Origin of the sequence: Tamlana sp. 2_MG-2023 (genome assembly GCF_030548465.1) — a bacterium.
Lineage (GTDB): Bacteria > Bacteroidota > Bacteroidia > Flavobacteriales > Flavobacteriaceae > Pseudotamlana.
In genome coordinates this window covers 196,977-221,566 of the sequence record NZ_JAUOSF010000002.1, presented here as the reverse complement: position 1 = coordinate 221,566, position 24,590 = coordinate 196,977, and the positions used below count along the sequence as shown (strand labels likewise).

22 protein-coding genes are annotated in these 24,590 nt (G+C 32.7%); 4 read left to right on the top strand and 18 right to left on the bottom strand.

Annotated elements, in window-relative coordinates:
• Positions 1–6 precede the first annotated feature (6 nt).
• From Q4566_RS04020 to Q4566_RS04000, 5 genes are all read right to left on the bottom strand, one after another.
• On the bottom strand, positions 7–996 hold the full coding sequence (locus Q4566_RS04020) for a WG repeat-containing protein (RefSeq protein ID WP_303418526.1): 990 nt from the start codon (positions 994–996) through the stop codon (positions 7–9).
• 215 nt (positions 997–1,211) lie between these two features.
• Positions 1,212–1,634 (bottom strand): SRPBCC domain-containing protein, encoded by a 423-nt coding sequence (locus Q4566_RS04015; protein ID WP_303418523.1) that lies wholly within the window; start codon positions 1,632–1,634, stop codon positions 1,212–1,214.
• A 58-nt stretch (positions 1,635–1,692) separates the two neighbouring features.
• On the bottom strand, positions 1,693–2,208 hold the full coding sequence (locus Q4566_RS04010; protein ID WP_303418520.1) for a Crp/Fnr family transcriptional regulator: 516 nt from the start codon (positions 2,206–2,208) through the stop codon (positions 1,693–1,695).
• Between the two features lie 285 nt (positions 2,209–2,493).
• Complete coding sequence (locus Q4566_RS04005) at positions 2,494–3,630, bottom strand: FAD-dependent monooxygenase (RefSeq protein ID WP_303418518.1); 1,137 nt, start codon at positions 3,628–3,630, stop codon at positions 2,494–2,496.
• Positions 3,627–4,043, bottom strand: a complete 417-nt coding sequence (locus Q4566_RS04000) for an LIC_13387 family protein (protein ID WP_303418514.1) — start codon at positions 4,041–4,043, stop codon at positions 3,627–3,629. The genes Q4566_RS04005 and Q4566_RS04000 overlap by 4 nt, the downstream gene beginning before the upstream one ends.
• 82 nt (positions 4,044–4,125) lie before the next feature.
• On the opposite strand from Q4566_RS04000, the gene Q4566_RS03995 reads away from it, so the two are divergent.
• Positions 4,126–4,752 carry a TetR/AcrR family transcriptional regulator gene (locus Q4566_RS03995; RefSeq protein WP_303418511.1) on the top strand — a complete coding sequence of 209 codons (627 nt, stop codon included), beginning with the start codon at positions 4,126–4,128 and terminating at the stop codon, positions 4,750–4,752.
• A gap of 15 nt (positions 4,753–4,767) precedes the next feature.
• Here the strand turns inward: Q4566_RS03995 and Q4566_RS03990 are convergent, their stop codons facing one another.
• From Q4566_RS03990 to holA, 11 genes are all read right to left on the bottom strand, one after another.
• The gene (locus Q4566_RS03990) at positions 4,768–6,564 is read right to left on the bottom strand and encodes a long-chain fatty acid--CoA ligase (protein ID WP_303418508.1); all 1,797 of its coding nucleotides are present in this window, start codon (positions 6,562–6,564) and stop codon (positions 4,768–4,770) included.
• Between the two features lie 131 nt (positions 6,565–6,695).
• Positions 6,696–8,459 (bottom strand): signal peptide peptidase SppA, encoded by a 1,764-nt coding sequence (gene sppA / locus Q4566_RS03985; RefSeq protein WP_303418505.1) that lies wholly within the window; start codon positions 8,457–8,459, stop codon positions 6,696–6,698.
• 51 nt (positions 8,460–8,510) lie between these two features.
• On the bottom strand, positions 8,511–9,578 hold the full coding sequence (locus Q4566_RS03980; protein WP_303418502.1) for an AMP-binding protein: 1,068 nt from the start codon (positions 9,576–9,578) through the stop codon (positions 8,511–8,513).
• Positions 9,562–10,539, bottom strand: coding sequence for a CPBP family intramembrane glutamic endopeptidase (locus tag Q4566_RS03975; protein WP_303418500.1), 978 nt, complete (start codon positions 10,537–10,539; stop codon positions 9,562–9,564). The genes Q4566_RS03980 and Q4566_RS03975 overlap by 17 nt, the downstream gene beginning before the upstream one ends.
• 1 nt (position 10,540) lies before the next feature.
• Positions 10,541–11,578: an o-succinylbenzoate synthase gene (locus Q4566_RS03970; protein ID WP_303418497.1), complete on the bottom strand. Its 1,038-nt coding sequence runs from the start codon at positions 11,576–11,578 to the stop codon at positions 10,541–10,543.
• 5 nt (positions 11,579–11,583) lie between these two features.
• A complete protein-coding gene (locus Q4566_RS03965) occupies positions 11,584–13,902 on the bottom strand; it encodes a patatin-like phospholipase family protein (protein WP_303418494.1) in 2,319 nt (772 codons plus the stop codon).
• 22 nt (positions 13,903–13,924) lie between these two features.
• Entirely contained in the window at positions 13,925–14,602 is a 678-nt protein-coding gene (locus Q4566_RS03960; RefSeq protein ID WP_303418491.1) for a metal-dependent hydrolase, read from the bottom strand.
• Positions 14,603–14,636: 34 nt separating this feature from the next.
• The gene (gene menA / locus Q4566_RS03955) at positions 14,637–15,551 is read right to left on the bottom strand and encodes a 1,4-dihydroxy-2-naphthoate octaprenyltransferase (protein WP_303418488.1); all 915 of its coding nucleotides are present in this window, start codon (positions 15,549–15,551) and stop codon (positions 14,637–14,639) included.
• Positions 15,539–16,378, bottom strand: coding sequence for a 1,4-dihydroxy-2-naphthoyl-CoA synthase (locus Q4566_RS03950; protein ID WP_303418486.1), 840 nt, complete (start codon positions 16,376–16,378; stop codon positions 15,539–15,541). The genes menA and Q4566_RS03950 overlap by 13 nt, the downstream gene beginning before the upstream one ends.
• Before the next feature lie 778 nt (positions 16,379–17,156).
• Complete coding sequence (locus Q4566_RS03945; RefSeq protein WP_303418483.1) at positions 17,157–17,822, bottom strand: uracil-DNA glycosylase; 666 nt, start codon at positions 17,820–17,822, stop codon at positions 17,157–17,159.
• Positions 17,823–17,835: 13 nt separating this feature from the next.
• The gene (gene holA, locus Q4566_RS03940) at positions 17,836–18,840 is read right to left on the bottom strand and encodes a DNA polymerase III subunit delta (RefSeq protein WP_303418481.1); all 1,005 of its coding nucleotides are present in this window, start codon (positions 18,838–18,840) and stop codon (positions 17,836–17,838) included.
• A gap of 102 nt (positions 18,841–18,942) precedes the next feature.
• On the opposite strand from holA, the gene Q4566_RS03935 reads away from it, so the two are divergent.
• From Q4566_RS03935 to Q4566_RS03925, 3 genes are all read left to right on the top strand, one after another.
• Entirely contained in the window at positions 18,943–19,389 is a 447-nt protein-coding gene (locus tag Q4566_RS03935; protein ID WP_303418478.1) for a type I restriction enzyme HsdR N-terminal domain-containing protein, read from the top strand.
• A complete protein-coding gene (locus Q4566_RS03930; RefSeq protein ID WP_303418475.1) occupies positions 19,386–20,375 on the top strand; it encodes a glycosyltransferase family 2 protein in 990 nt (329 codons plus the stop codon). The genes Q4566_RS03935 and Q4566_RS03930 overlap by 4 nt, the downstream gene beginning before the upstream one ends.
• Positions 20,376–20,466: 91 nt before the next feature.
• Positions 20,467–21,306: an OmpA family protein gene (locus tag Q4566_RS03925; RefSeq protein WP_303418472.1), complete on the top strand. Its 840-nt coding sequence runs from the start codon at positions 20,467–20,469 to the stop codon at positions 21,304–21,306.
• Positions 21,307–21,492: 186 nt separating this feature from the next.
• Here Q4566_RS03925 and Q4566_RS03920 read toward each other — a convergent pair whose 3' ends face one another.
• Entirely contained in the window at positions 21,493–22,113 is a 621-nt protein-coding gene (locus Q4566_RS03920; protein WP_303418468.1) for an L-threonylcarbamoyladenylate synthase, read from the bottom strand.
• Positions 22,114–22,194: 81 nt separating this feature from the next.
• Positions 22,195–24,531 (bottom strand): ATP-dependent helicase, encoded by a 2,337-nt coding sequence (locus Q4566_RS03915; RefSeq protein WP_303418465.1) that lies wholly within the window; start codon positions 24,529–24,531, stop codon positions 22,195–22,197.
• Positions 24,532–24,590: the final 59 nt, after the last annotated feature.

Sequence of the window (24,590 nt, the reverse complement as noted above, 5' to 3'; positions counted from 1 at the left end):
TCAAGCCTATTTTGATTTCCAAACGAACTCTCCCAAGTTATTGATGTAACCTTCTCTTTTTTTATCCTTAACATAAGCAAGTCCATTTTTAAAAGGTAGTGCTATTTTAAATTTTTCAGAAATCACCATTTCGCCAGTTTTGTTTATATAACCTGTGGTTTTCATACCAGGTCTTTTAGCAACTGCTAATCCTTCTGTAAACCTAAAGCATGATACGAATTTTGGTTCAATAACCCATGCGCCTTTTGTGTTTATATAACCGAAACATTCCGTTTCATTGTCATAAATATTGGCAAGATTTTCAGAGAAACTTGTTTCGGTTTGAGATGTTCTTTCAAACGGCACTTCTCCGTCTAAATTTATAAAATAATAATCATAACCATCATGAACCATGGCAAAGCCTTCTGAAAAAGCATTAGCTTTATAATTTTCAGGCTCAAAAACAACATCTCCATTTTTATTTATATAACCGAAAGTATGTTCACTTCTCTTTCCGTTTTTATCTCTACTAAAGCGAACAGCAGCAAGTCCTTGTGAAAATCTACTGTTTTGTGCAAAAACGGAATTTACACCATATTTACAATTTATAACTTGATTGCCTAAGGCATCTATATAGCCGAATAAGCCATTTATAGACACCAATGCACGATTTTCAGAGAAATGATATGCATTATCAAATATTGGGTCGGTAACTTGATCGCCCAATTTATTAATAAACATCATTTTTTTGTTATCGGCTTGTATGGGCGCCAATCCTTCTGAAAAAAGACTTGTTTCGTTCATAGACCAGCCGTAACCAGAAAATGTAGGCTCAATAACCCAATCTCCTATTTCATTTATAAAACCTGAAAACCATTTTCCGTTTTTTTCAATTACAGCCCAAGCAAGCCCTTCATTAAACTCCGACACCATTTCAAATATGGGTTTAATAACCTCTTGGCCTTCTTGATTTATAAAGCCATGTTTTCCATTTTTTTTGATAATATATCTAAACATTTTTGATTTTTTTTATTGTGAGTAACCTTGCTCTATATGGAATGTAGCGTCTAAAATAGCTTTTATTTTTCGGTTGAGCACAAGCCAGGTTTTTAAATTTTACTATTTATCTTTTTTAGTGGAAATCGTCAAATTTAAAAATTTGGCGACTTTTCATATATGCCTTAACATCGATTAAGCAACTAATTAGCTATGAACTATCTCAGTTGTTGTGCTTAGTGTTTTTCTGCACGTAATTTCAATTCCTTGTTCATTTGATCAAAATCATTCTTCGTGTCCTTGTCCAAACTCTTGGTAAATAATTTAACTAATATTCCGCTAAAAATTTCGCTCTGCTCAAAATTAGTCGTTCCGTTTCCGTTGTCGGTCAGTTTGAATTTATGTTTTCCGTCAAAAAGTCCTTTGAACCAAAGATGACCAAGCCATTTTAATTCTGTATTTTCTTTTAAAGTCAATACGATTGGTTTAAAGGCCATTCCTTGTAGTTTTATTTTAATTTGGTTTCCAACTTTTACTTCTCCAGTTACCGACTTAATAAATGAGTTCCATTCGTGATATTTCTCAAAGTCTGTAAGTATTTTCCATATTTTCTCTTTACTTGCGTTTATCGTAATCGATGTTTTAATTTGCTTTGCCATAATTTTTAATTTATCTGACAAAGTTCGATTCAAATCAAATTCTTGCTCTTGACAAAAATCAAGAATTTTTTTTGTTTCTTATTCGGCTGAACGTTTCTGGCGACATTCCGAGCATTGAAGCGAGATATTGTAAGGGAACTTGGTTAAAAAGCTCTTTGTTGTTCTCAAAAAGTTTATCATAACGTTCTTCGGCATTAAGCGATAAATGACTAAAAACCCTATCTTCTAATTGAATGAAACAACCTGCAATAAATTGTTTTTCCATTTCCGCCCAATTCGGAACTACATTGTTCAAAAGTTTGTAATTCAATTTATCGATTGTGTAAAGCTCGCAGTCCGTTAAGGCTTGAATATTCCATTTTGCTCGCTGTTTGAAAGTGAAACTATACAAATCGGTTATGAAATATCCTTTGGTAGAAATCCATTGGGTAACTTCTTTATCATTAGCGTTTGCAAAAACTCGTATAAAACCAGTTCGCACAAAACTCAGTTTTTCGCAATATTGACCAGATTTCGTAAAAAATTCTCCTTTTTTCAGTTCAGATTCCGTAAACAAGGATGTTATTTTGTCCATATTCCGGTTTGTGATTCCAAAGTAGGAAGTAATATATTTCTGTAATTCTGTCAATTTCCCAAATGTTTTTTTACATTAAGCCCAACGGTTTATGTGTATAGAACGTAGCGCGTAAAAAGGTAATTGTTTTTAAGGATAAAAAAGAGCTAAATTTTTAATTTTGTTTTTAACTTGTCAAACCTAAAAGCCCAATTAAAAATTTGGTGGATTTGGTAAACAAGCAAAAATCTCTTGGAAAGCCTAATTTAGTTATGTTTTTTTACACGGTGTACTCTGGAGTTATTTTCAATAATTCAGTTTGTATAAAGAAGTCGATTGTTTTTCAGTGATTTTTTTGGGTATTAGTTTCATAATGTTATTCCTCAAAAAGATTCCAATTCGGTTATTTAAGTGAGCTATTTTTCCCACTATCCAACTTGTATTTATAACTTTTTTGACATTCTTTTTTCTTATTTTTTCCAGTTTTTCAAATGCTAAATTTATATTATTTTCAGTTGATAGACATTCTGCAATTACAAAAGCAGTTTCAATAGCTTGACAAGCACCTTGTCCTAAATTCGGTGTTGTGGCGTGAGATGCATCTCCGATTAAACATACATTTTTATGATGCCAGCTTGACATTGGTTTTAAGTCCATCATTTCATTGAAAATGATATTTCTTTTCTCTGTTTTTGATATTATTTGTTTTACTACAGGACTAAAATTTGAAAATAATTCTTCCAAATTTGCATTACTAAATTCTACTTTATAGTCTATTTTGTAATTTGTTAATGCATACCAATACACTTCATTTTTATTAATTTTAACAAAACCAAAACGTTTTCCTTTTCCCCATAATTCATTTAATTCGGTTTCATATTTATTAGAAATAGCTGTTTTCACGATACCTCTCCAACAAACTTGTTTCGCCATTCGTAATTCAGTGTTATCAATGATTGATTTTCTAACTACAGAATGAATTCCATCTGCTCCAATTAATATGTTTGAGCTATATGTTGTTCCATCTTCAAAATCAAAAATCACTTCATTATTTGTCTGACTTAACGATTTTAACTTTTTATTTAAGTGAATTTTTACACCATCTAATTTATTTACTAAAATGGTATGTAAAACTGCTCTGTGAATTGCAAAAGCTTTTGTCTTAAATTCCTGTTCTGTTTTTAATAGCTTTATTTCAGAAAGTATGTTGAATTTTTCATCTGAAATAAATAAGGCATTTGTGTAACTACCTAAAGATGCGATTTCATCATAAATACCTAATCTTTTATAGATTTGCATTGCGTTAATTGCCAAATTTATACCTGAACCTGCTTTCTTAATTTCTTTATATTGTTCAAATATTTCTACCTCAAAACCTTTTTGTTTCAATGCAATTGCAGTGGTTAAGCCTCCTATTCCGCCTCCTATTATTGAAATTTTCATTTTATACGTTTTGTAATTAACGAAATTGTAAATCCTAAAAAGGCAATACCAATAAATAGAATTGGCACTATGAAAAAATATTTAATAGATATAACGAGTGAAATTAAGCAAATTACAATGTTAAAGAAAACAATGTTGACTGGAATTGGTGATGTTTGATTGTTTCTCAAAATCAATATATTTAATAATCCATAGCCAAAAAGTAATAACCCCATCATTAAACTGAAACCTTGATGGAAAGAAAAAATAGTTGCATTGCTTCCTAACACTTCAATAGGAAACTCTTTCATTTTTATGATAAAGTCATTTTGCGATGACGTTTTTCGGCTTGTTAAATCTGTTATTGTATGCCCAATACCAACAAACATTAAGGACCAACTCGCAATTTTACTACTAATTTTTTCAGTATTCATTTTTAGTTAATTTTAAATTAGGTCAAAAGTACTAATTTGTTTCAATATTAGGTCAATGTTACTAATTTTTTATCTTTGTAAAATGAAAAAGACTAAAGAAATAATTTTAGAAAACTCTTTAGAGTTATTTAATTCACTTGGCTTGTCTAACGTAACGCTTAGAACAATAGCGAATAAAATGGAAATAAGTCAAGGGAATTTAAATTATCATTTTAAAAAAAGGGAAGATATTATTGAAGCTTTGTATTTTAAGTTAGTGAAAAGCATTGATAATAGTATGTCAAGTATGCAAGAGTTTAAAAACCCTTTCAAATCACTGGTCAGTATTTCTCAAACAATGATGAATAATTTTTATGAATATCGTTTTTTTCTACTTGATTTTGTTCAAATTATGCGTGAGAACAAAAAAATTAAAATTCATTATTCAAAATTAATTACTGAAAGAGAGCAACAATTCTCAATGCTTTTTAATTTATTAATTGAAAACGATTTAATTCGAGAAGAAATTTTACCTAACGAATATAAAAATTTGTATAAACGTCTTCAGCTTTTAAGTGATTTTTGGATAGCTGATGCTGAAATTTTTCACTCTAAACTAACAAAGAAATCAATCTCAACATATTCGGTAGTTTTAATGCAATCCATTTTTCCTTATTTAACCTTAAAAGGTCAAAATGAATATAAATTGATTGTTTCGGATGAGTTATAATAACATAAATACAAACTACTCCTTATACATTTTATCAATAAGCTCTTTGTATTTTTCTTGAATGACTTTTCGTTTTAGTTTTAAAGTTGCAGTAATTTCGCCAGCTTCAATACTAAACTCTTTTGGTAGTAGGGTAAATTTTTTGATTTTTTCAAATCTTGAAAACTCTTTTTGCAAGTCCTCAAAGCGCTTTTCAAACATGGCTTTAATTTGCGTATTGGCAATTAAATCTTCTATGTTTTTAAAACTAATTTTGTGCTCTTCGGCGTATTTTTTAATATTTTCAAAGCTTGGTACCGCCAATGCCGTGACATACTTTTGTTGATCTCCTATTACTGCTATTTGTTCAATAAAAGCATCACCAACCAAAGTGGTTTCTAGCTTTTGAGGTGCAATATACTTTCCGCCAGAGGTTTTCATTAAATCTTTAATTCTGTCGGTAATGATTAAATTATTGTATTTATCCATTTTTCCTGCATCACCGGTTTTAAACCAACCATCTTCAAAAACTTCAGCTGTAGCTTCTGGTTTCTTATAATAGCCTCGCATCACTCCTGGCCCCTTCACTAAAATTTCGTTGTTTGAACCTATTTTAACTTCAGTACCATTAATTATTTTGCCAGCAGAATTAAACTCAAAAAACTGATCGCCATACAGTGAAACAGTCGCGGTGGTTTCTGTTAGTCCGTAACCGCATTTCACATTGAGTCCGAATGAATGAAAAAAGGACACCATATCTGGAGCTAAAGGCGCACCACCGCAAGGCATGAATTTAATATTACCACCAAATACATCACGTAATTTGCTAAGTACTAATTTATCGGCAATTTTAAACTTGATTTTTATAGATAAAGGTACTTTTTTGTTTAATCTAAGGCATTTGTTATGATACGTATTCCCGATGCCCAATGCCCAACTGGCGAGCTTCATTTTGGCTGGAGAAGCTTCCTTTCTTTTATCTTGAATGGCGTTAAAAATTTTCTCAAAAATTCGCGGCACCGTACACATTAAGGTTGGTTTCACTTCTTTAAGAACATCAGCTATCTTCTTCGGGTCTTCGTTAAAATACACCTGAATACCTTGATGTAAACAGAAAAACACCCAAATACGTTCATAAATGTGACTTAAGGGTAAAAAACTTAAAGACACATCCTTTTTATTGACATCCAACTCTTTAATATGAGCTTCTATAACCGATGCGAAATTACCATGGTCCAACATCACTCCTTTAGGCTCTCCAGTAGTTCCTGACGTGTAAATTATGCTGGCTAAATCTGTTAATTGATAATTAACGTGACGTTTTTCTAATTCTTTTTCAATACTACTTGGAAATTTCGCATTAATAAAATCAGTAAAATAAACCGCGTTGTTGTAATTTTTTAAATCTACTTTTTGACTTAAAACAACAATCAATTTTAAAAATTTATTGTTTTCAGATATTTGTTGCGCTTTCTCAAATTCCTCTTGATCACCAACAAAGAGTACACTTATTTGGGCGTCATTTATAATGTATTCGGCTTCTTTTTTTGAATTTGTAGCGTATATCGGTACAGTAACTGATCGAATTCCCATGATACCGAAATCGGCCATAATCCATTCTGTCGTATTCTGAGCAAATATTCCAATATTAGATTGCTCATGTATTCCAAAATTGATTAAGGCCTTCGAAACTTGCTCTACTTGATGATTAAATGCACTCCAAGTTAACCCTTCCCAGCTGTTTCGGTTTTCATTTTTGTGAAAAACAATTTCTTTGTCTGCAAACAACTTTGAGTTATCCTTAACTACTTTTAATAAATGTCTATTATTCATAAACTTCATTTTTTTTGATTTTAAAGTAATTCTCGAATACGCTTTATGTGTAGTTTTTAATTGGCCTACATATAGTTTCACGCATGCAGCAAATGAATGTATAAAAAATAAAATGGCAAGTTTTAAACCCTTTATTTAATCTCTGTACTAAAAGGAAATAATAACTGTACGCCCTTTTTCTCGGTCATAGCTTTAATTTCTTTTAGCATCTTATAATTCTCTGTACCCAGTTCTTCTTCTAGAATGGTTTCTTTGGCTTTTACCAAACCATATTCGCGTAGCATTTTATCTAAATCTTTTTCAAAAACAGGATATTCGTCAATTCTGTATTTTTCAATCTCAGCAGTTTCAGCGGCACGTTTTAAGGCTAAATCCAGACCTCCTAATTCATCCACTAAACCAATAGAAATAGCATCAGCACCTGTCCAAACACGACCTTGCGCAATTGCTTCAACTTGCTCTCTAGTAAGATTTCTTCCATCTGCTACACGAGTAGAAAACAAATCATAGATATCAATAATGCCTTCTTTAATAAAGGCGCGTTGTTCTTCATTTAAAGGTTCGAAAAAACTATAAGTTACAGCATTTTTGTTTGTAATTACTTGTTCAGCATTGATACCCATATTTTCAGACAACTGCTTTCCGTTAGGTAACATTCCAAAAACGCCAATACTTCCTGTAATTGTTGATGGTTCTGCAATAATTTTATTAGCATTCGAAGCGATATAATAACCACCAGAAGCCGCTAAATCCCCCATAGAAACAATCACAGGTTTTACTTTTTTAGTCAATTCTATTTCTCTCCAAATAAGTTCACTAGCCAAAGCCGATCCTCCCGGAGAATTAATTCTAAGCACTACAGCCTTTACCTTATCATCTTCTCGTGCTTCTTTTAATGATTTATTCATTGCCCCTTGACCTATGCTATTTTCATCACCTTCACCATAAATAATGTTACCTTGCGCATAAATAACTGCAATTCTATCTTTTGCTGAATAATCTTTTATTTTAGTCGAAGCATATCTTGAATAATCTAAAATGGAAACAGATTCAAGTTCTTCCTTTTCTTTAACTCCAATCGCTTTTCTCATACCATTCACGTATTCATCATAATAAGCGATCTTATCAACAAGTCCTGAGGTTTTTGCTAATTTTGGATTTCTAGCTAACAAACTATCAGCTATAACATTAAGTTTTTCAACAGAAACATGACGACTTAACGAAATGTCTGCTTTCATATCTTTCCAAAGAGAATTCAAGTAAACCGTAATTTGCTCTCTATTATTATCGCTCATTTCATTGGTTAAAAAGGGCTCAACTGCACTTTTATATTTCCCTAAGCGTACCACTTCCATTTTAACTCCAGATTTTTCCTGAAAATCTTTGAAATACAGGCGTTCTGAATACAATCCTTTAAACTCCATCATACCTGCTGGGTTAATAAAAACAGTATCGGCAACAGAACTTAGATAGTAATCTTTTTGCGTATATACATCTGAATAAGCTACAACAAATTTTCCTGATTCTTTAAACTTTAATAATGCGCCGCGTAAAGCTTTTACCTGTGTAATTCCAGCATCAACAAAATTGTTTTCAATTGTAATCCCCTTGATATTGTCATCTGTAGCAGCGTATTTAATAGCATCAATAATATTAAATAAGCCGTTTTTCTTAGACTCGTTTAAAAATGAATATTCTTTAAATTCCACTTTTCCTGCATAATCTTTGACAGGAAAATCTAACTTTAAATTTAAAACTGAATTTGGTTTCACTTGTACGGTTTCACTTGATCCCGAACCAGCAATAAGTCCAATAATAACTAATCCAATAACACATAACATACAAAATAAAATAATGCCTGTTAATGTTGATAAAACGCGTTTAATAAAGCTCATGTATTAATATTTACTTGTAAGTATAAAAAAAGTGAAATTTGTTACAGTTTACTATTGAACAGATTCTAAAGTACGTTGACGATGAATTTTCCCAGAAGACGTTTCAGTAAATTTCGCTACATGAATGATCTCTTTAGGTTTTTCATATTTCCCTAATTCTGCAAAAACATCGTTGTTTAAATTATTACTTTCACTCTGTACAACTAAAACTAATTTTTCACCTAAAGTATCATCAGGTTTTGAAGTAATGAAAAAATCTTCCTTTATTTTACCTTGTAATTTTCGTTCAATTTGCTCTGGATATAGCTTTATTCCTCCAGAATTTACCACATTATCGTAACGTCCTAACCATTCAAAACTGTCTGATGTGTGAATTTTAACAATATCATTAGTTACAATCGTCTCATCTGAAATTGCCGGAGCTTCAATCACTAAACAATCACGGTCATCTGTAGAAATTTTAACATTAGGAAGGGTTCTAAAGTAAGCTACTCTTTCAGTTTCATCTAAATTATTAAGTTTTCTTACAGCAATATGAGATACTGTTTCAGTCATCCCATAGGTTTCATAAACCATTGGTTTTTTGTCTTTAATGAGATCAACAATATGCTTAGAAACCATACCTCCACCAACAATAACAGCTTTAATACTTTCTAAGTCTTTAGCAAAGTTTTTAAGTTGCATTGGAGTAAAAGCACAAAAATCGTAGTCTTTTTCGTAATCAATTCTAGGAAAAGCAGAAGGTTGAACCATGTCCAGCTCTAAGCCTAAAATAATGGCTCTTACAATCGTCATTTTTCCTGCAATAAAGTTTGAAGGTAAACAGTGTAAAACTTTATATCCAGGCTTTAAATCGAAGAAATCACCTGTAGCAATGGCCGAATTTACCATAGCTTGTTTTTTAATTTTTAGTTTTTTGGGTTTCCCGGTAGAACCTGAAGTCTGCACTTCTACATAATCATAATCATCTAACCAATCTAATAAAAAGAGTCCGAGTTCTTGTTGAAATGGCAGACCTTCCTTGACATAGCTATAAGCTACCTCCATTAAATCTTCATGTTTATAACTTACATTATCTAACTTAAACTTGTTGTGTACATTTCTATAATTCGGCATCATAACTTTTCATTTTTATATTATTCTCTATCTCTGGTTCTATTAATTTTCCTGATAGTTTGCCTTTCCAATCAGTCCAATTATATTTTTTGGAAAATACAAAAAGTAACGCTGGAAACACAATAAAAACAGGAACAAATATTTCAATAAATCCGACCTCTGAAGGGTTTGATAAATCTTTAAATAAGGAGTCGGTCTGGAAGGCTGTCCAATCTGCTGAAACCAAAAGTGCTGTAAACAAATTATTGGCTGCGTGAAAGCCTAAAGCAAGCTCTAAACCGTCATCCATTAAAGTCATTACTCCCAAAAACAAACCTGTTCCTATGTAATAAATCATGATTACATACCCCAATTGTTCTACTTCTGGGTTGGCAATATGCAAGAGCCCAAAACCTACTGAGGTAATTAATAATGGCATCCATCTGTTTCTAAAAATCACGCCAAAACCTTGCATCAAATATCCACGGAAAAAATATTCCTCAAAACTGGTTTGTAATGGAATAAAAATTACGCTAATTACACATAATACTAAAAACGGTTGCAACTGAAAATTCCACTGATAATCTTCTGGAGCTAAATAATATTCTAAAAAAATAAACCCCGTAGAAATTATCCCCCAAAGCACAAATACGAACCAAAATCGAGACCAATCAATCTTTTTTCTAACAGTTGTTAAACTTACAATTGGCAACTTATGAAAACCCACGCTTGTAATAAAAACGCCTAACAAACCAACAGCAAATGAAAACAGCATGAAAAACAAAAACATATTGTTTCCAAGTAAATCGATCATTTCTGGTATGGTAGAGATATTTGCTTCGCCTCCGCTTACAATAGTTTTAACCGCTAGAGCACCAACCAAGGGTAGCATTCCAATAATTTGCCAAGAACAAAAAATTATTAAAACACCAACTATATAGCGCCACCACTCGTGTAAACCTTTAAAAGCCTGTTCTATGTACATATTATTTTAAATTAAAATTCCAGTTTATCGTTTTGCTATATTTTAAATGACCGTGATTAACTTGTAGTGGACTCTCAAAATTATTAGTAAATAATCCGCCAGTACCTAATCCTTGGGGTAATTCACTATTTTTCATATAAGTGTATTGCGCAATGGCGTTCAGACCTATGTTACTTTCTAGAGCGCTTGTTATCCACCAACCAATGTTTTGATTTTCTGCGGCTTTAATCCATTGATCGCTTCCGCGGAAACCACCAATCAAACTTGGTTTTAGTATGATGTATTGCGGATTTATAGTTTTTAGCAAACTCCTTTTTTCTTCTTCTGAAAACACACCTATCAATTCTTCATCTAAAGCAATTGGCAAAGGTGTGTCCTTACACAATTGTGACATGGCTTCTGTTTGTCCTTGTTTAATAGGTTGTTCAATGGAGTGTAAATCGAGTTCAGATAAAACCTTTAATTTTTCTAAGGCTTCTGAAGGATGAAATGCCCCATTCGCATCTACACGTAATTCGATATCTTTTGATGAAAATTCTTTTCTAATCGACTTTAAAAGCTTGATTTCGGTTTGAAAATCGATAGCTCCAATTTTCATTTTAATACATTTAAAACCAGCTTCAATTTTGTCTTTAATTTGTTGTTTCATGAAAGCTTCACTTCCCATCCAAATTAAGCCGTTTATAGCAATTCCTTTATTTCCTTTTATGAATTCCGAAGGAAACAATTCAAATTTATTTTCAGCTTCTAAAGATTTAAAAGCCATTTCTACGCCAAACTGAATGGAAGGGTATTCGGTAAGTTTACCAAGTAAAATGTCTAAACCTAAGTGAATATTTGAACATGTCCATTTTAAAACACTTTCATAATCTGGCGTATCATCAATACTTAAACCTCTAAAAACACCACATTCTCCAACACCTTGATTGTTTTCAGCTTCTACGACTATAAACCACGTTTCCTTTTGTTTTAAAACCCCTCGAGAAGTTCCGCTAGCTTGTTTGAAGTCTAAAATATATTTATAATAATTAGCTGTCATATACCTTAATTAGATTTACCAAATTGAAAACCAATACCTAGAAACACACGAAACCGATCTAAACCATTCACATAGGAAACGTCTAAATTTATAGGCCCTAATAAGGAGTTGTATGAAAATGTTGAACCCACCGATAAGACAGCACTAGTTTCTTGAGCTTCATCCCAGTTACCTTTAGGCGAAAAAGCATGATCTACATAATTACTAAACTCGTCAAACCCTACTGATGCTAAACTTCCATGTGGTTGAATGTATACTTTTTTAAAGGGATGGTATTGCACTCCTAAATTAAAAGCCAAGAATTGAGTTGCTGTTAACTCATCTTCATCTAAACCAGCAAAAACAAAAGTATCCCGCATAGGTCGTGTTACATTTCCACCTATAAAGTATTTAGCACCATAACCAAAATCACTAAAACTAATATCATCACCAGTTAAATCCTGCTGAAAAGTGAATGCGCCTTGCGCCCCAACTATAATAGAAAAGAGCCCATTAAGAGGTATACGTCTTTCGTAAACAACATTTGCCTTAGTAAAACCATTAGTGTTACCGTTTAGGTTTTCACTTTCATCTGAAAAGTTTAAATCCACTTTATGAACTAAAGACTGCTCGATGGAAGCATGGACAAAAGTCCCACGTTTAGAGTAAAAAACTTCATCAAAGCTATTGTAGTTAAAGTGAAAATCTAAACCAATATCTTTAAACTTATAGTTTTCTAAAATTGAAGAATCTTCTGTAGCAAGACTAATTTGAGGTTCTAAATTTACCGTATTAGAAGCCAAGCCTAAACCAATATAACTTTTATTTACAATAAGGTTTCTATTAAACTGAAAGTCAAAAGCTAGAGACTTATATTTCATCCCATCCACTCCAAAACCATCAAAATACACTTTTTGCTTAAGTTTTAACCACAATAACTCTGTTCGCCACCACCATTTGTGTTCTTTGCCAAATATTTTTTGGTGCTGCACCCTTAACTTAGGTTGCTCCGAAACATCAAGCGTGAATAAGGTACGAGAAGCTTCACCTACTACATTTCTACCTGTATAATTTATAATGGCTCCAAGATCTCTATAAGTATCATAATGAAGCGCCAATTTTAATTGATGCTTCGAGTTTTCAACCCCATTTATTTCTAAACCTAAAACACTATCTTTAACTTTAGGAATCACTACTATTTGATTGAATAGATTGGTTCCCATAAGTCTGTTTACACCATTTACAACATCGTCTGGAGCGTACGCCTTATTTTCCTCTAAATCTACACGAGATTTTACCAACTCTAAATTACCTTTACTAATAGACTTATATACAATCGTATCTAATACAAACTGTTCAGGTACTTCGGGTACTTTAACTTGTCTTTGCTCGTAATTCCTTAATTTAAAGGCTAATTCTGAAAGCGGATCGGTTTGCTCGTTGGTTGCGATCTTTCCTTCTTCATAAATCCCTGCACTTCTATTAAAGTCACCTGTCGAATAGGTTAAATTAGGTGTATGATCTACTAAAACATCACATAGTTTACGATTCTCTGGATTTTTAATACTACTGACTAACATACTCGTTTGAAACAAAATTGTAGCAATATTGTTCAATTCTTCCTTAGTTTTTAATCCACCACCTACATCACTACCAATAATAATATCTGCGCCAAGTTGCTTAGCGACATCTGTTGGGAAATTATTTAAAATACCACCATCAACCAGTAAAGTTTCTTTATAATCTACAGGTTTAAAAATAGAAGGAATCGACATACTGGCACGCATAGCTGTTAGTAAAGATCCTTCTTTTATTACAACTTCATTTCCGCTTACAATATCAGTTGCAATGGCTCGGTATGGAATAGGTAATTTGTCAAAATCATGAATACTATACACAGGATACGTAAGCAATGCTAAAAGTTCTCGAAGGTTTTGATCGTTAAGTATTCCTGTACTTATGGAAGGTTTTTTATTTTTCCAATTTAAACCTATTAAGTAGTTGTTGAACTCACTTTTTTCCTCATTACCTACTAAGGCTAAGGTTACACTGCCTCCTAATAATTGATTCCAATCTAGTTCTGTGATCATTTCGGCAATATCATTACCAGAATAGCCCATGGAATATAAACCACCTACCACACTCCCCATACTAGTTCCTACAACTAAATCAGGAACAATACCCAAAGAATCTAATTTTTGAAGAACAGGAATATGTGCTATTCCTTTAGCGCCTCCTCCACTTAAAACAAGTGCAACTTTTGGCTTTTTCTCTTGTGCATTCAATGGGAATTGAATAGCAATTAAAAAGGCCAAGAAGTAAAACAATTTTATTTTTTGATACATAAATGAAGGCTAAATATGTGCGTTATAGCTCTATAAAATCATTTATTCCTAGTAACATTAGATCTTTATCTTTTTCAAAGAATTTACGTTTAGCATCCTCATGATCAATTTCAATATATCCGAAAGTATCATAATGATAACCTAAAACTTTATCACATTCAATAAAATCACTAGCTAAAATAGCATCTTCAACACCCATGGTGAAATTATCACCAATTGGTAAAATCGCTAAATCTAATTTGGTTTGAAGCGGAATTAATTTCATATCGTAAGTTAGAGCTGTATCTCCAGCGATGTAAATATTTTTACGTTCGCCTTCAATAACAAACCCTCCTGGTTGACCTCCATAAGTGCCATCAGGGAAGGAAGATGTATGAATGGCATTTACATATTTTACGGTACCAAATTCAAAATCCCATTTACCGCCATGATTCATTGGATGTCCTTCAATACCTAATTTCTCATAATATGAAACAATTTCAAAATTTGAAACAATTACAGCTCCCGTGCGCTTTGCTATGGCTTCGACATCAACAATATGATCTTGGTGCGCATGCGTTACAAGGATATAATCTGCTTTAAGGTTTTCAATATCAACTTCTGAAGCATTAGGGTTTGCTGAAATAAATGGATCAACAAGAATATGAACATCGTCTACTTCAATTCCTAAACTTGCATGACCGTAAAATGTTATTTTCATCTTATTAAAATTAGAAGATTAAATTACAAAAATTCTATAACAATTGTCCTATTCCCATTAACAATGCTAATAAAACAGTCGTTAATGCCAATTTCTTTAATTCTGGATCCAATAACGCTAAATCTTTATTATTATTTACCGTTTTTAAATGAATAATTAAAGGAATATATGCTATAAAATAGATTAAATTAAAAATAGATGTATAATATAAAACACCAAATAAGGCCGATAAAATAATAGCTGATACAATTAAAATGTTGTGGTAAACTTTTACTTTTTTTTCTCCTAATTTAACAGCAAGAGTAATTTTATTTGATTTTTTATCTGAAATCCTGTCTCTCATATTATTAAGATTCAAAACCCCTGTGCTTAAAAGCCCCACTGTAATGGCTGGTAAAACCGTTATAACACTTATGTTTTTGGCATATAGCACATAACACCCCATAACACTAACGAGTCCGAAAAAAATAAAAACAAAGATATCTCCTAAGCCTTTATAACCAAAAGCACTGCTACCTACAGTATATTTAATAGCTGCAACGACTGAGGCTATTCCTATAACTAAAAAAAGTGATGAAAGCAGAAAATTATCAGAGCCAAATGCCGTAAAAATTAACAATACTGCTAAAAATAGAGCAATTATCACATTAATTATAATCGCATTTAAAAGCTGTTTGGGTGATATTTTACCCGATTGAATAGCACGTTGCGGACCAATACGATCGTCATTATCGGTACCCTTTATGCCATCACCATAATCATTCGCTAAATTTGACAAAATCTGTAAACTTAAAGTAGTTAAAATGGCGATAATGCAAATACTCCAGCTAAAAACTTGATGGTATTGCGCTAAACAAGAAGCCAAAATAATTCCTGAAACAGATAAAGGAAGTGTTCTTAAACGCATCGCGGAAATCCACGTAGAAACATTCTCCATTATGGAATCCATTTTTTATCAAAATTAGGCTTTCGCTTTTCAAGAAATGCGTTACGCCCTTCTTTTGCTTCTTCAGTCATATAAGCTAATCGTGTAGCTTCACCAGCAAAAACTTGCTGACCAACCATACCATCGTCGGTTAAATTCATTGCGAATTTCAACATCTTAATTGAGGTAGGTGATTTTGCTAAGATTTCTTGCGCCCATTCGTAAGCAGTACTTTCTAATTCATCATGAGGAATCACAGCATTCACCATACCCATCTCGAATGCTTCTTGCGCTGAATAATTTCTACCTAAGAAAAAGATTTCTCTAGCCTTTTTCTGTCCGACCATTTTAGCTAAATATGCTGAACCGTAACCTCCGTCAAAACTTGTAACATCTGCATCTGTTTGCTTAAATATAGCATGTTCCTTACTAGCTAAAGTTAGATCGCAAACCACGTGTAAACTATGTCCGCCACCAACAGCCCATCCAGGAACTACTGCAATAACTGCTTTTGGCATGAAGCGAATTAAACGTTGAACTTCTAATATATTTAAACGGTGATAGCCATCTTCACCAACGTAACCTTGATGGCCACGTGCTTTTTGATCTCCTCCGCTACAAAATGAATAAACACCATCTTTTGTAGAAGGTCCTTCTGCAGAAAGTAAAACAACACCAATATTTACGTCTTCATTAGCATCATAAAATGCATCGTATAACTCACTTGTTGTTTTAGGACGGAAAGCATTTCGAACATTCGGTCTATTAAAGGCGATTCTAGCAACGCCATGACATTTTTTATAAGTAATGTCTTCATATTCTTTAACTGTAACCCATTTAGGTTCTTCCATGTCATTAATTTTGTTCAAAAATAATTTTTATTTCCTTAAAACACATATTTCAGAAATAAAAATGACTTTTATTACGCGTAAATGCTTTCTGATTCAGAATGAATAAATTGAACATACAAATTAGTATTTACTGTAAACCCTATAACTGAAGAAAAGCTAGAAATCAACAAATTTAATTTAAGAACTAGAAGAAAATAAGACTAAATAGCACTGAGGAGGAGGGGAATTGTTAACGTTTTCACAAAAGAATACTTTTTTTCTGACATACATAGTGCAATAATCAGGTTTAAAGTAAATATCTATTCTCAAAAAAAAATTAATATTCTAAGATTATGCTAAATATTTAACTTTAATTTTAAATACTTCCCAAAAAAAATAAATAGGTATAACTACGTATTGCTGTGTAGTCTTTTATTGATTAATTTTGCATCAGACAAAAACTTATAACAACTACTGCCCCAAAATAGTAAATTTCAGCGCTTTGTAATAAGTTTAAATTCAGTTATCTATGATACTTACAACGACAATCATTATTTCTAGTTTAGTAGCCATTAATTTTTTACTATTAAAATTTAGCTGCAACAAAGTTAAGAAAGCATCTCATAAAAACAGAAAACCTATCATTCTAAGGACAGAGCGATCTATAAATACACTTGCTCCTAGGTTAGCCGCTACGGGAAGTTAATTCTAACTGATATCGTTTGTTCTGGTATAATGTTCTTTTTTGCTTAAAGAACAGAAAAAAATAACAATTCACAAAATATTTAAAATGCAATAATTACCATTGAATAGATTTTTTTTCTACTTCGTTTAAATATTGATTTGTTTTACTGAAATTCTTATTCCCAAACCAATACCCCCTATTAGCACTTAAAGGTGACGGATGTCCTGAAGCAAATACCTTGTGTTTAGCAACATCTATCAATTTGACTTTCTTCTTAGCATAACCTCCCCAAAGTAAGAATACTGTATTTTTCTTTTTTTCGCTTACTATTTTTATTACAGCATCGGTAAAAGTTTCCCAACCTTGTTTTTGATGACTTCCAGCCTCATGGGCTCTCACAGTTAAGGTCGCGTTTAAAAGTAATACCCCTTGTTCCGCCCAGCGTTCTAAATTACCTGTTATTGGATAAGCTTCGCTTAAGTCAGTTTCAATTTCTTTAAATATATTAACTAATGACGGTGGATGTTTAACCCCATCATTTACAGAAAAACACAAACCATTTGCTTGTCCGAAACCATGATAAGGGTCTTGACCGATAATTACCACTTTTAAATCTTCAAAAGTACAATAGTCAAAAGCACTAAAAATTTGATCTTTTGGCGGAAAACATTGATTATTTTCATATTCAGAAGTTACAAAAGTCATTAAATCTTTGAAATACGGCTTTTCAAATTCGTTCTCTAAATACGGTTTCCAGCTTTCATGAATTTCTGCAATCATAAACTTTTAAAAATTAATTTAGAATTCTAACCATGAGTTCTTTCAACAAATCTCCTTGGGGAACCGCATTGGAACCTACCCCCTTACTTTTTACATCAAACTCCCTTAAAGTCGCAACAACAGCACTAACTTTTCTCATCGGGTAGTTTTTTGCAGCAGTAATATATTCATTCACAAAGTACGGGTTTACTTTAAGGGCTTGAGCTACATGACGTGGTGATTTATCATTTAAACCATGAAAATGTAGAAGTTGAGAGAAAAAGTTAAACATCAAAGACACGGTAACAACCATGGGGTTATCCTTTGGGTTTTCGGCAAAGTATTTCACAATTTTATAAATTTTAATGGTGTTACGCTCGCCTACAGCTTTACGCAATTCAAAATTGTTATAATCTTTACTAATACCTATATTTTCTTCAATATGTTCTGGCGTGATTTCAGTTTCTTTGGGCAGAATGATTTGAAGTTTTTCTAATTCATTATTTATTTTACTCAAATCGGTTCCTAAAAACTCAACTAACATCTGTGCTGCTTTTGGCGTAATGGTATACTTTTTAGAAGCTAACACACGTCTAATCCAATCTGAAACTTGATTTTCATAAAGTTTTTTACTCTCGAAAACCACACCTACTTTATTAATGACCTTATAAAGTGCTTTTCGCTTATCTAACTTTTTATATTTATAATTAATTACTAAAATTGTGGTTGGCTGTGGGTTAGCAGCATAAGTAGCAAATTTTTCAATGGTTCGAGATAAATCTTGAGCTTCTTTTACAATAACCACTTGATGTTCAGCCATCATTGGGAAACGTTTTGCATTTCCAACGACATCTTCAACGCTCACATCCCTTCCGTATAATACCATTTGATTGAAACCACGCTCTTCTTCCGACAGAATCGTTTGTTCTATATAATCGGAGATTCTATCAATATAATAAGGCTCCTCACCCATTAAAAAATAGATAGGTTTTAAATTCCCCTTTTTTATATCAGTTACTAATTGTTTGACTTCGTCCAAATCAATAAAATTTCAGATTAAAAAATAACCAAATACAACAATTACGATTGGATATTTGGTATTTCTATATTGTAGCTTAACTTTGAAAACAAACAAAACACTGTGCAAGCACTTAATTTTCCAGAATATTCGTTTCGATTCAAAAATAAAGAAAATAAAGTATCTATTTTTGATCCTATTCGTAAAAAATTTGTGATTTTACAACCTGAAGAATGGGTGCGACAACACTGTGTTCAATATCTAATTGTCGTTAAAAAATTCCCGAAATCGCTTATTAATGTTGAAAAAGAGCTCACCATCAATACTTTAAAAAAACGCTATGATATTGTCGTTTTTAATGCCGATGGAAGTATTCACCTTATTGTAGAGTGCAAAGCACCAAAAATTACTATAAACCAAACTACATTCGATCAAATTTCACGTTATAATTTAGAATTAAACGCCACTTATTTAATGGTTACAAACGGACTTAATCATTATTATTGTCAAATGGATTTTAAAAATGAATGTTATAATTTTTTAGAAGACATCCCTAATTACATCTCATGAAAATAGCTGTTGTTATATTAAATTGGAACGGAAAGTCATTGCTAGAACAATTCCTACCTTCAATCATTGCATATTCTGAAGAAGCCCAGATTTATGTTGCAGATAATGCATCAACAGATGATTCTATTTCTTTTGTAAAAAACAACTTCCCTAGTATTAAAATAATTGTGAATACAGAGAATGGGGGCTATGCAAAAGGGTATAATGATGCTTTAAAACATATTAAGGCCGATGTTTTTTGTTTATTAAACAGTGATATTGAGGTGACTAAGAACTGGCTACCTCCTATAATGAAAGCTTTCTCTCAAGATGAGTTTACAGCAATTATACAACCCAAAATATTAGATTTTAAGAATAAAGCATATTTTGAATATGCGGGTGCCGCTGGTGGATTTATTGATAAATATGGCTACCCTTATTGCAGAGGCCGAATTTTCGAAAGCATAGAAAAAGATCTAGGTCAATATAATGATAATTCAAATATATTTTGGGCCACAGGAGCTTGTTTATTTATAAGGTCTAGTGTTTTTAACAAACTTAATGGTTTAGATGAACATTTTTTTGCTCATATGGAGGAGATTGACCTATGTTGGCGTGCAAAAAATCAAGGATACTCAATTAAATACGTAGGAGCTTCTGAAGTTTATCATGTAGGTGGAGCTACTTTGAACAACCAAAACCCTAAAAAAACTTATCTTAATTTTAGAAACAGTCTATTCATGTTAACAAAAAACGCAAAAGGCTTTTTGTTTGGCATAATACTTGTTCGAATGTGTCTGGATGGCATAGCAGGCATAAAATTTCTTGCTGAATTAAAACCAAAACACACTCTTGCAATAATTAAAGCACATTTTAGTTATTACAAGCAATTGAATCGGTTGTTAAAACAGCGAAAGACCACTAAACATCGTATGAAATATTTCACAAGAACATCAATTGTTTTTGACTATTACATACGTAAAAAAAAGAATTATACTAGTTTATAGGTGTTTAGTAAAAGTTTTGTTAAATTGTATATGTCAGCCGAATTTTATATATTTTTGTTTAACAATTTAGAAAGTTAATCCTAACATTATTATGAAGAAAATCTTATTACTTAGTGCATCTGCAATGCTTATACTAAGCTCATGTGTATCAAAAAAACAATTTACAGACTTACAAGCAAAACAAAAGGAAACTCAGGATTTGCTTAATTCTGCAACCGTTAAGTTAAACTCTTGTTTAGAAGATAGAGCAACATCTACAGCGCGAGCAAAAGCCTTAGAAGAACAAGTAGCAGATTTGCGTAAAAACAATGATAATTTAACTATGTTATCTTCAAAGGGTGCTAGTAATATTGAAAAAACATTAGAAAGCATTAAAGAAAAAGAGCTTAAAATTAACCGCTTACAAGATGCTTTAACTCAAAAAGACAGTGTAACGCTAGCTTTAGTAACAAGTTTAAAACGTGAAGTTGGAATTAACGATCCAGACATTGAAATCAATGTAGAAAAGGGTGTTGTATTTATTTCTATTGCTGATAAATTATTATTCAAAAGCGGTAGCTACAATGTAACAGCTCAAGCTAAAGAAGTTTTAGCGAAAGTTGCAAAAGTAGTAAACAGCAAACCAGATTTCGAATGTATGGTTGAAGGTCACACAGATAGTGTACCTTATAAAGGTAACGGTGTTTTATTAGACAACTGGGATTTAAGTGTTAAACGTTCTACTTCAATTATTAGAGTATTACAAACACTTGATGTAAACCCTGCTCAATTAATAGCTGCTGGACGTGCTGACTATGTTCCATTAGTAGATAATGATACTGCTGAAAACAGAGCTAAAAACCGTCGTACACGTATCGTGGTATTACCAAAAATCGATCAGTTTTATGACATGATTGAAAAAGAAATGAAAAACCTTTCTGCTGGTAATTAAGTAGCACGTTTTATAAAATTTCAAAGAGGCTGTCTGAAAAAGACAGCCTCTTTTTTTTGTTAATACGTATAATCTGTAAAAATCTGTGTCTAAAAACCTCTATGTGCATCTCAGTGAAACCTCAGCGTAGCTCCTATGTAACAACCCCGCACGAGTAAGCACCAAAAACCAGCAACTAACAACTATTTAGAATATCTCCAAACTCCCTTTCCCCTCTCTTATAATGAGCGGCTCATCTTCAGATAAATCGATAACCGTAGAAGCTTCATTATCACCATAACCACCATCAATCACTAAATCAACAAGGTTATCCCATTTTTCTAAAATAAGTTCTGGATCTGTGGTGTATTCTAACACCTCATCTTCATCTCGAATAGACGTTGAAATGATTGGGTTTCCTAATTGCCTAACTATTTCTGAAGCTATGGCATTATCAGGCACACGAATACCAACGGTTTTTCTTTTCTTAAATGGGTTTGGCAAATTCTTTGAACCAGGTAATACAAACGTATAAGGCCCAGGTAAAGCACGCTTTAAAATTTTAAATGTAGCGGTGTCAATTTGCTTAACATAATCGCTTAAATGGCTTAAATCATGACAAACAAAAGAAAAGTTAGCCTTTTCTAGTTTCACCCCTTTAATTCTAGCAATACGCTCTAAGGCTTTTACGTTCGTAATATCACAACCTAAACCATAAACGGTATCGGTTGGGTAGATTATGAGTCCGCCACGTTTTAAAACCTTTACAACCTTGTCAATTTCTCTAGGATTGGGGTTTTCTTCGTATATTCTAATAAAATCAGCCATAGTCACTTAGGTAATGCTTCGTAATACAAATTAAACGTTAAATTTCTAATTATGAAAGACGATGCATTCAAAACCTCGTTTCTAACCTACAACTTCAAGTTTTGCAAAGCGTAATAATAGTTTTTTAGTTCCGCCATGTTGAAATTTTATTTCTGCTTTAACATCGGCGCCTGTACCCTCTATTTTTAAAACTTCACCTGTACCAAATCTAATATGTTTTACCGTATTACCTACGGTTAATTTACTATCAAATAAATTTGCAGCACTCCCTGCCGTTTTGGCTACGGGCTTTAAGTTTTTAGATGTTGGTGCTACATATTTTTCAGGTTCCTTTTTAGGCGTTTTGTTTTTAGCAAAAGTTGGCTGCTTAGCTGGTTTGTAACGAATTTTATTTGGTTCGGTATCTCCAAAAATATCAGCAGAAAGCATTGGGTTAATACGACGTTCTTCAATAGGGGTTAAAACTTCCAAATACTTCTCGTCTATTTCTTCTATAAAACGACTCGGGTCTGAATCTACGAGTTTTCCCCAACGGTAACGGGATAACGCATAGGTTAAATAAGCTTGTTTTTCAGCACGTGTTAAAGCTACATAAAATAAACGACGCTCCTCCTCTAGTTCACTTCGAGTGTTCATACTCATAGCACTTGGGAATAAATCTTCCTCCAAGCCCACAATAAATACATTAGAAAACTCAAGACCTTTTGCTAAGTGAATGGTCATTAAAGCGACCTCATCATCATCTTCGGTTTCATTATCCAAATCACTTGATAACGCTACATCTTCTAAAAATTCAGATAAAGAACCTGTGGCATCAGCAATTTCAATTTGACCTTCCACGAAATCCTTCATACCATTAATGAGTTCTTCGATGTTCTCTACGCGTGTTACACCTTCTGGGGTGGTATCCTTACCAAACTCTTTAAGTACGCCACTGGTTCTAGTGACATACTCAGCCAGTTCAAAAACATCGGCTGTTTGGTTTAAAACCTGATAACTTTCTATTAAGGTGACGAAGTCTTGAAGTTTATTTTTTGTTCCTGAATTGATTTTAATATCGACTTTATCGATGTTTTTCATCACTTCAAAAATAGTCCGTTTATAACCATTTGCTGCGACCACTAAACGATCTAATGTGGTTTGACCAATTCCTCTAGGCGGAAAATTAATCACACGTTTTAAAGCTTCTTCATCAGCAGGGTTTACAATTAAACGCAAATAAGACAAGACGTCTTTAATTTCTTTACGTTGGTAAAATGATAAACCACCGTATATGCGATAAGGGATACCGCGTTTACGCAAGGCTTCCTCCATGGCACGTGATTGTGAATTGGTACGGTATAAAATCGCAAAATCACTGTTATTTAAATTCTGACTCGTTTTATTCTCTAAAATGGTACTTGCTACGTAACGCCCTTCATCACCATCTGTTAAAGAACGGTGTACTTTTATTTTTCCGCCCTCATCATTGGCTGTCCAAACAATTTTTTCAAGCTTCGTTTGGTTTTTGTCAATAATAGAGTTTGCCGCATTTACAATGTTTTTTGTAGAACGGTAATTTTGCTCTAAACGGAACATTTTCACATCGTCATAATCTTTTTGGAAATTCAGAATGTTATTAATATTTGCTCCACGGAAGGCATAAATACTTTGGGCATCATCACCAACCACACAAATGTTTTGAAACTTATCAGATAAAGCGCGTACAATTAAATACTGCGAATGGTTGGTATCCTGATACTCATCTACCAAAATGTATTTAAATCGGTTCTGATATTTTGCTAAAACCTCTGGAAAACGCGTTAGCAATTCATTGGTTCTTAACAATAAATCATCAAAATCCATTGCCCCCGCTTTAAAACAACGGTCTACATACTCCTTATAAATATCTCCTAATCTTGGTCGCCTAGCCATAGCATCGGCTTCCTTAAGTTCTGCATTTTGAAAATAAGCACGAACCGTGATTAAACTATTTTTGTAAGAAGAAATTCGAGAACGCACTTGTTTGGCCTTATATACATCTTTATCAAGCTGCATTTCTCTAATAATTGCACCAATTAACTTATCGGAATCTTGAGAATCATAGATTGTGAAGTTACTCGGAAAACCAATTTTATCAGCTTCAATACGTAATATTTTAGCGAAAATGGAGTGAAATGTTCCCATCCACAAGTTCTTTGCTTCGCTTGCCCCTACAATAGAGGCGATACGCTCTTTCATCTCTTTGGCTGCCTTATTGGTAAAGGTTAGCGATAGAATATTAAAAGGATCTATACCTTTACTCATCATATAAGCAATACGGTAAGTAAGCACTCTTGTTTTTCCAGAACCAGCGCCTGCAATCACAATCATGGGTCCGTCAATCTGTATTGTAGGCTCTAATTGAGCTTCGTTTAACTGGCTTAAATATTTTTCCAAATCATCATCAATTTTACGCCGTGAAATTAACCATTGTTAGGCTTTTTATAGGCTGAAAT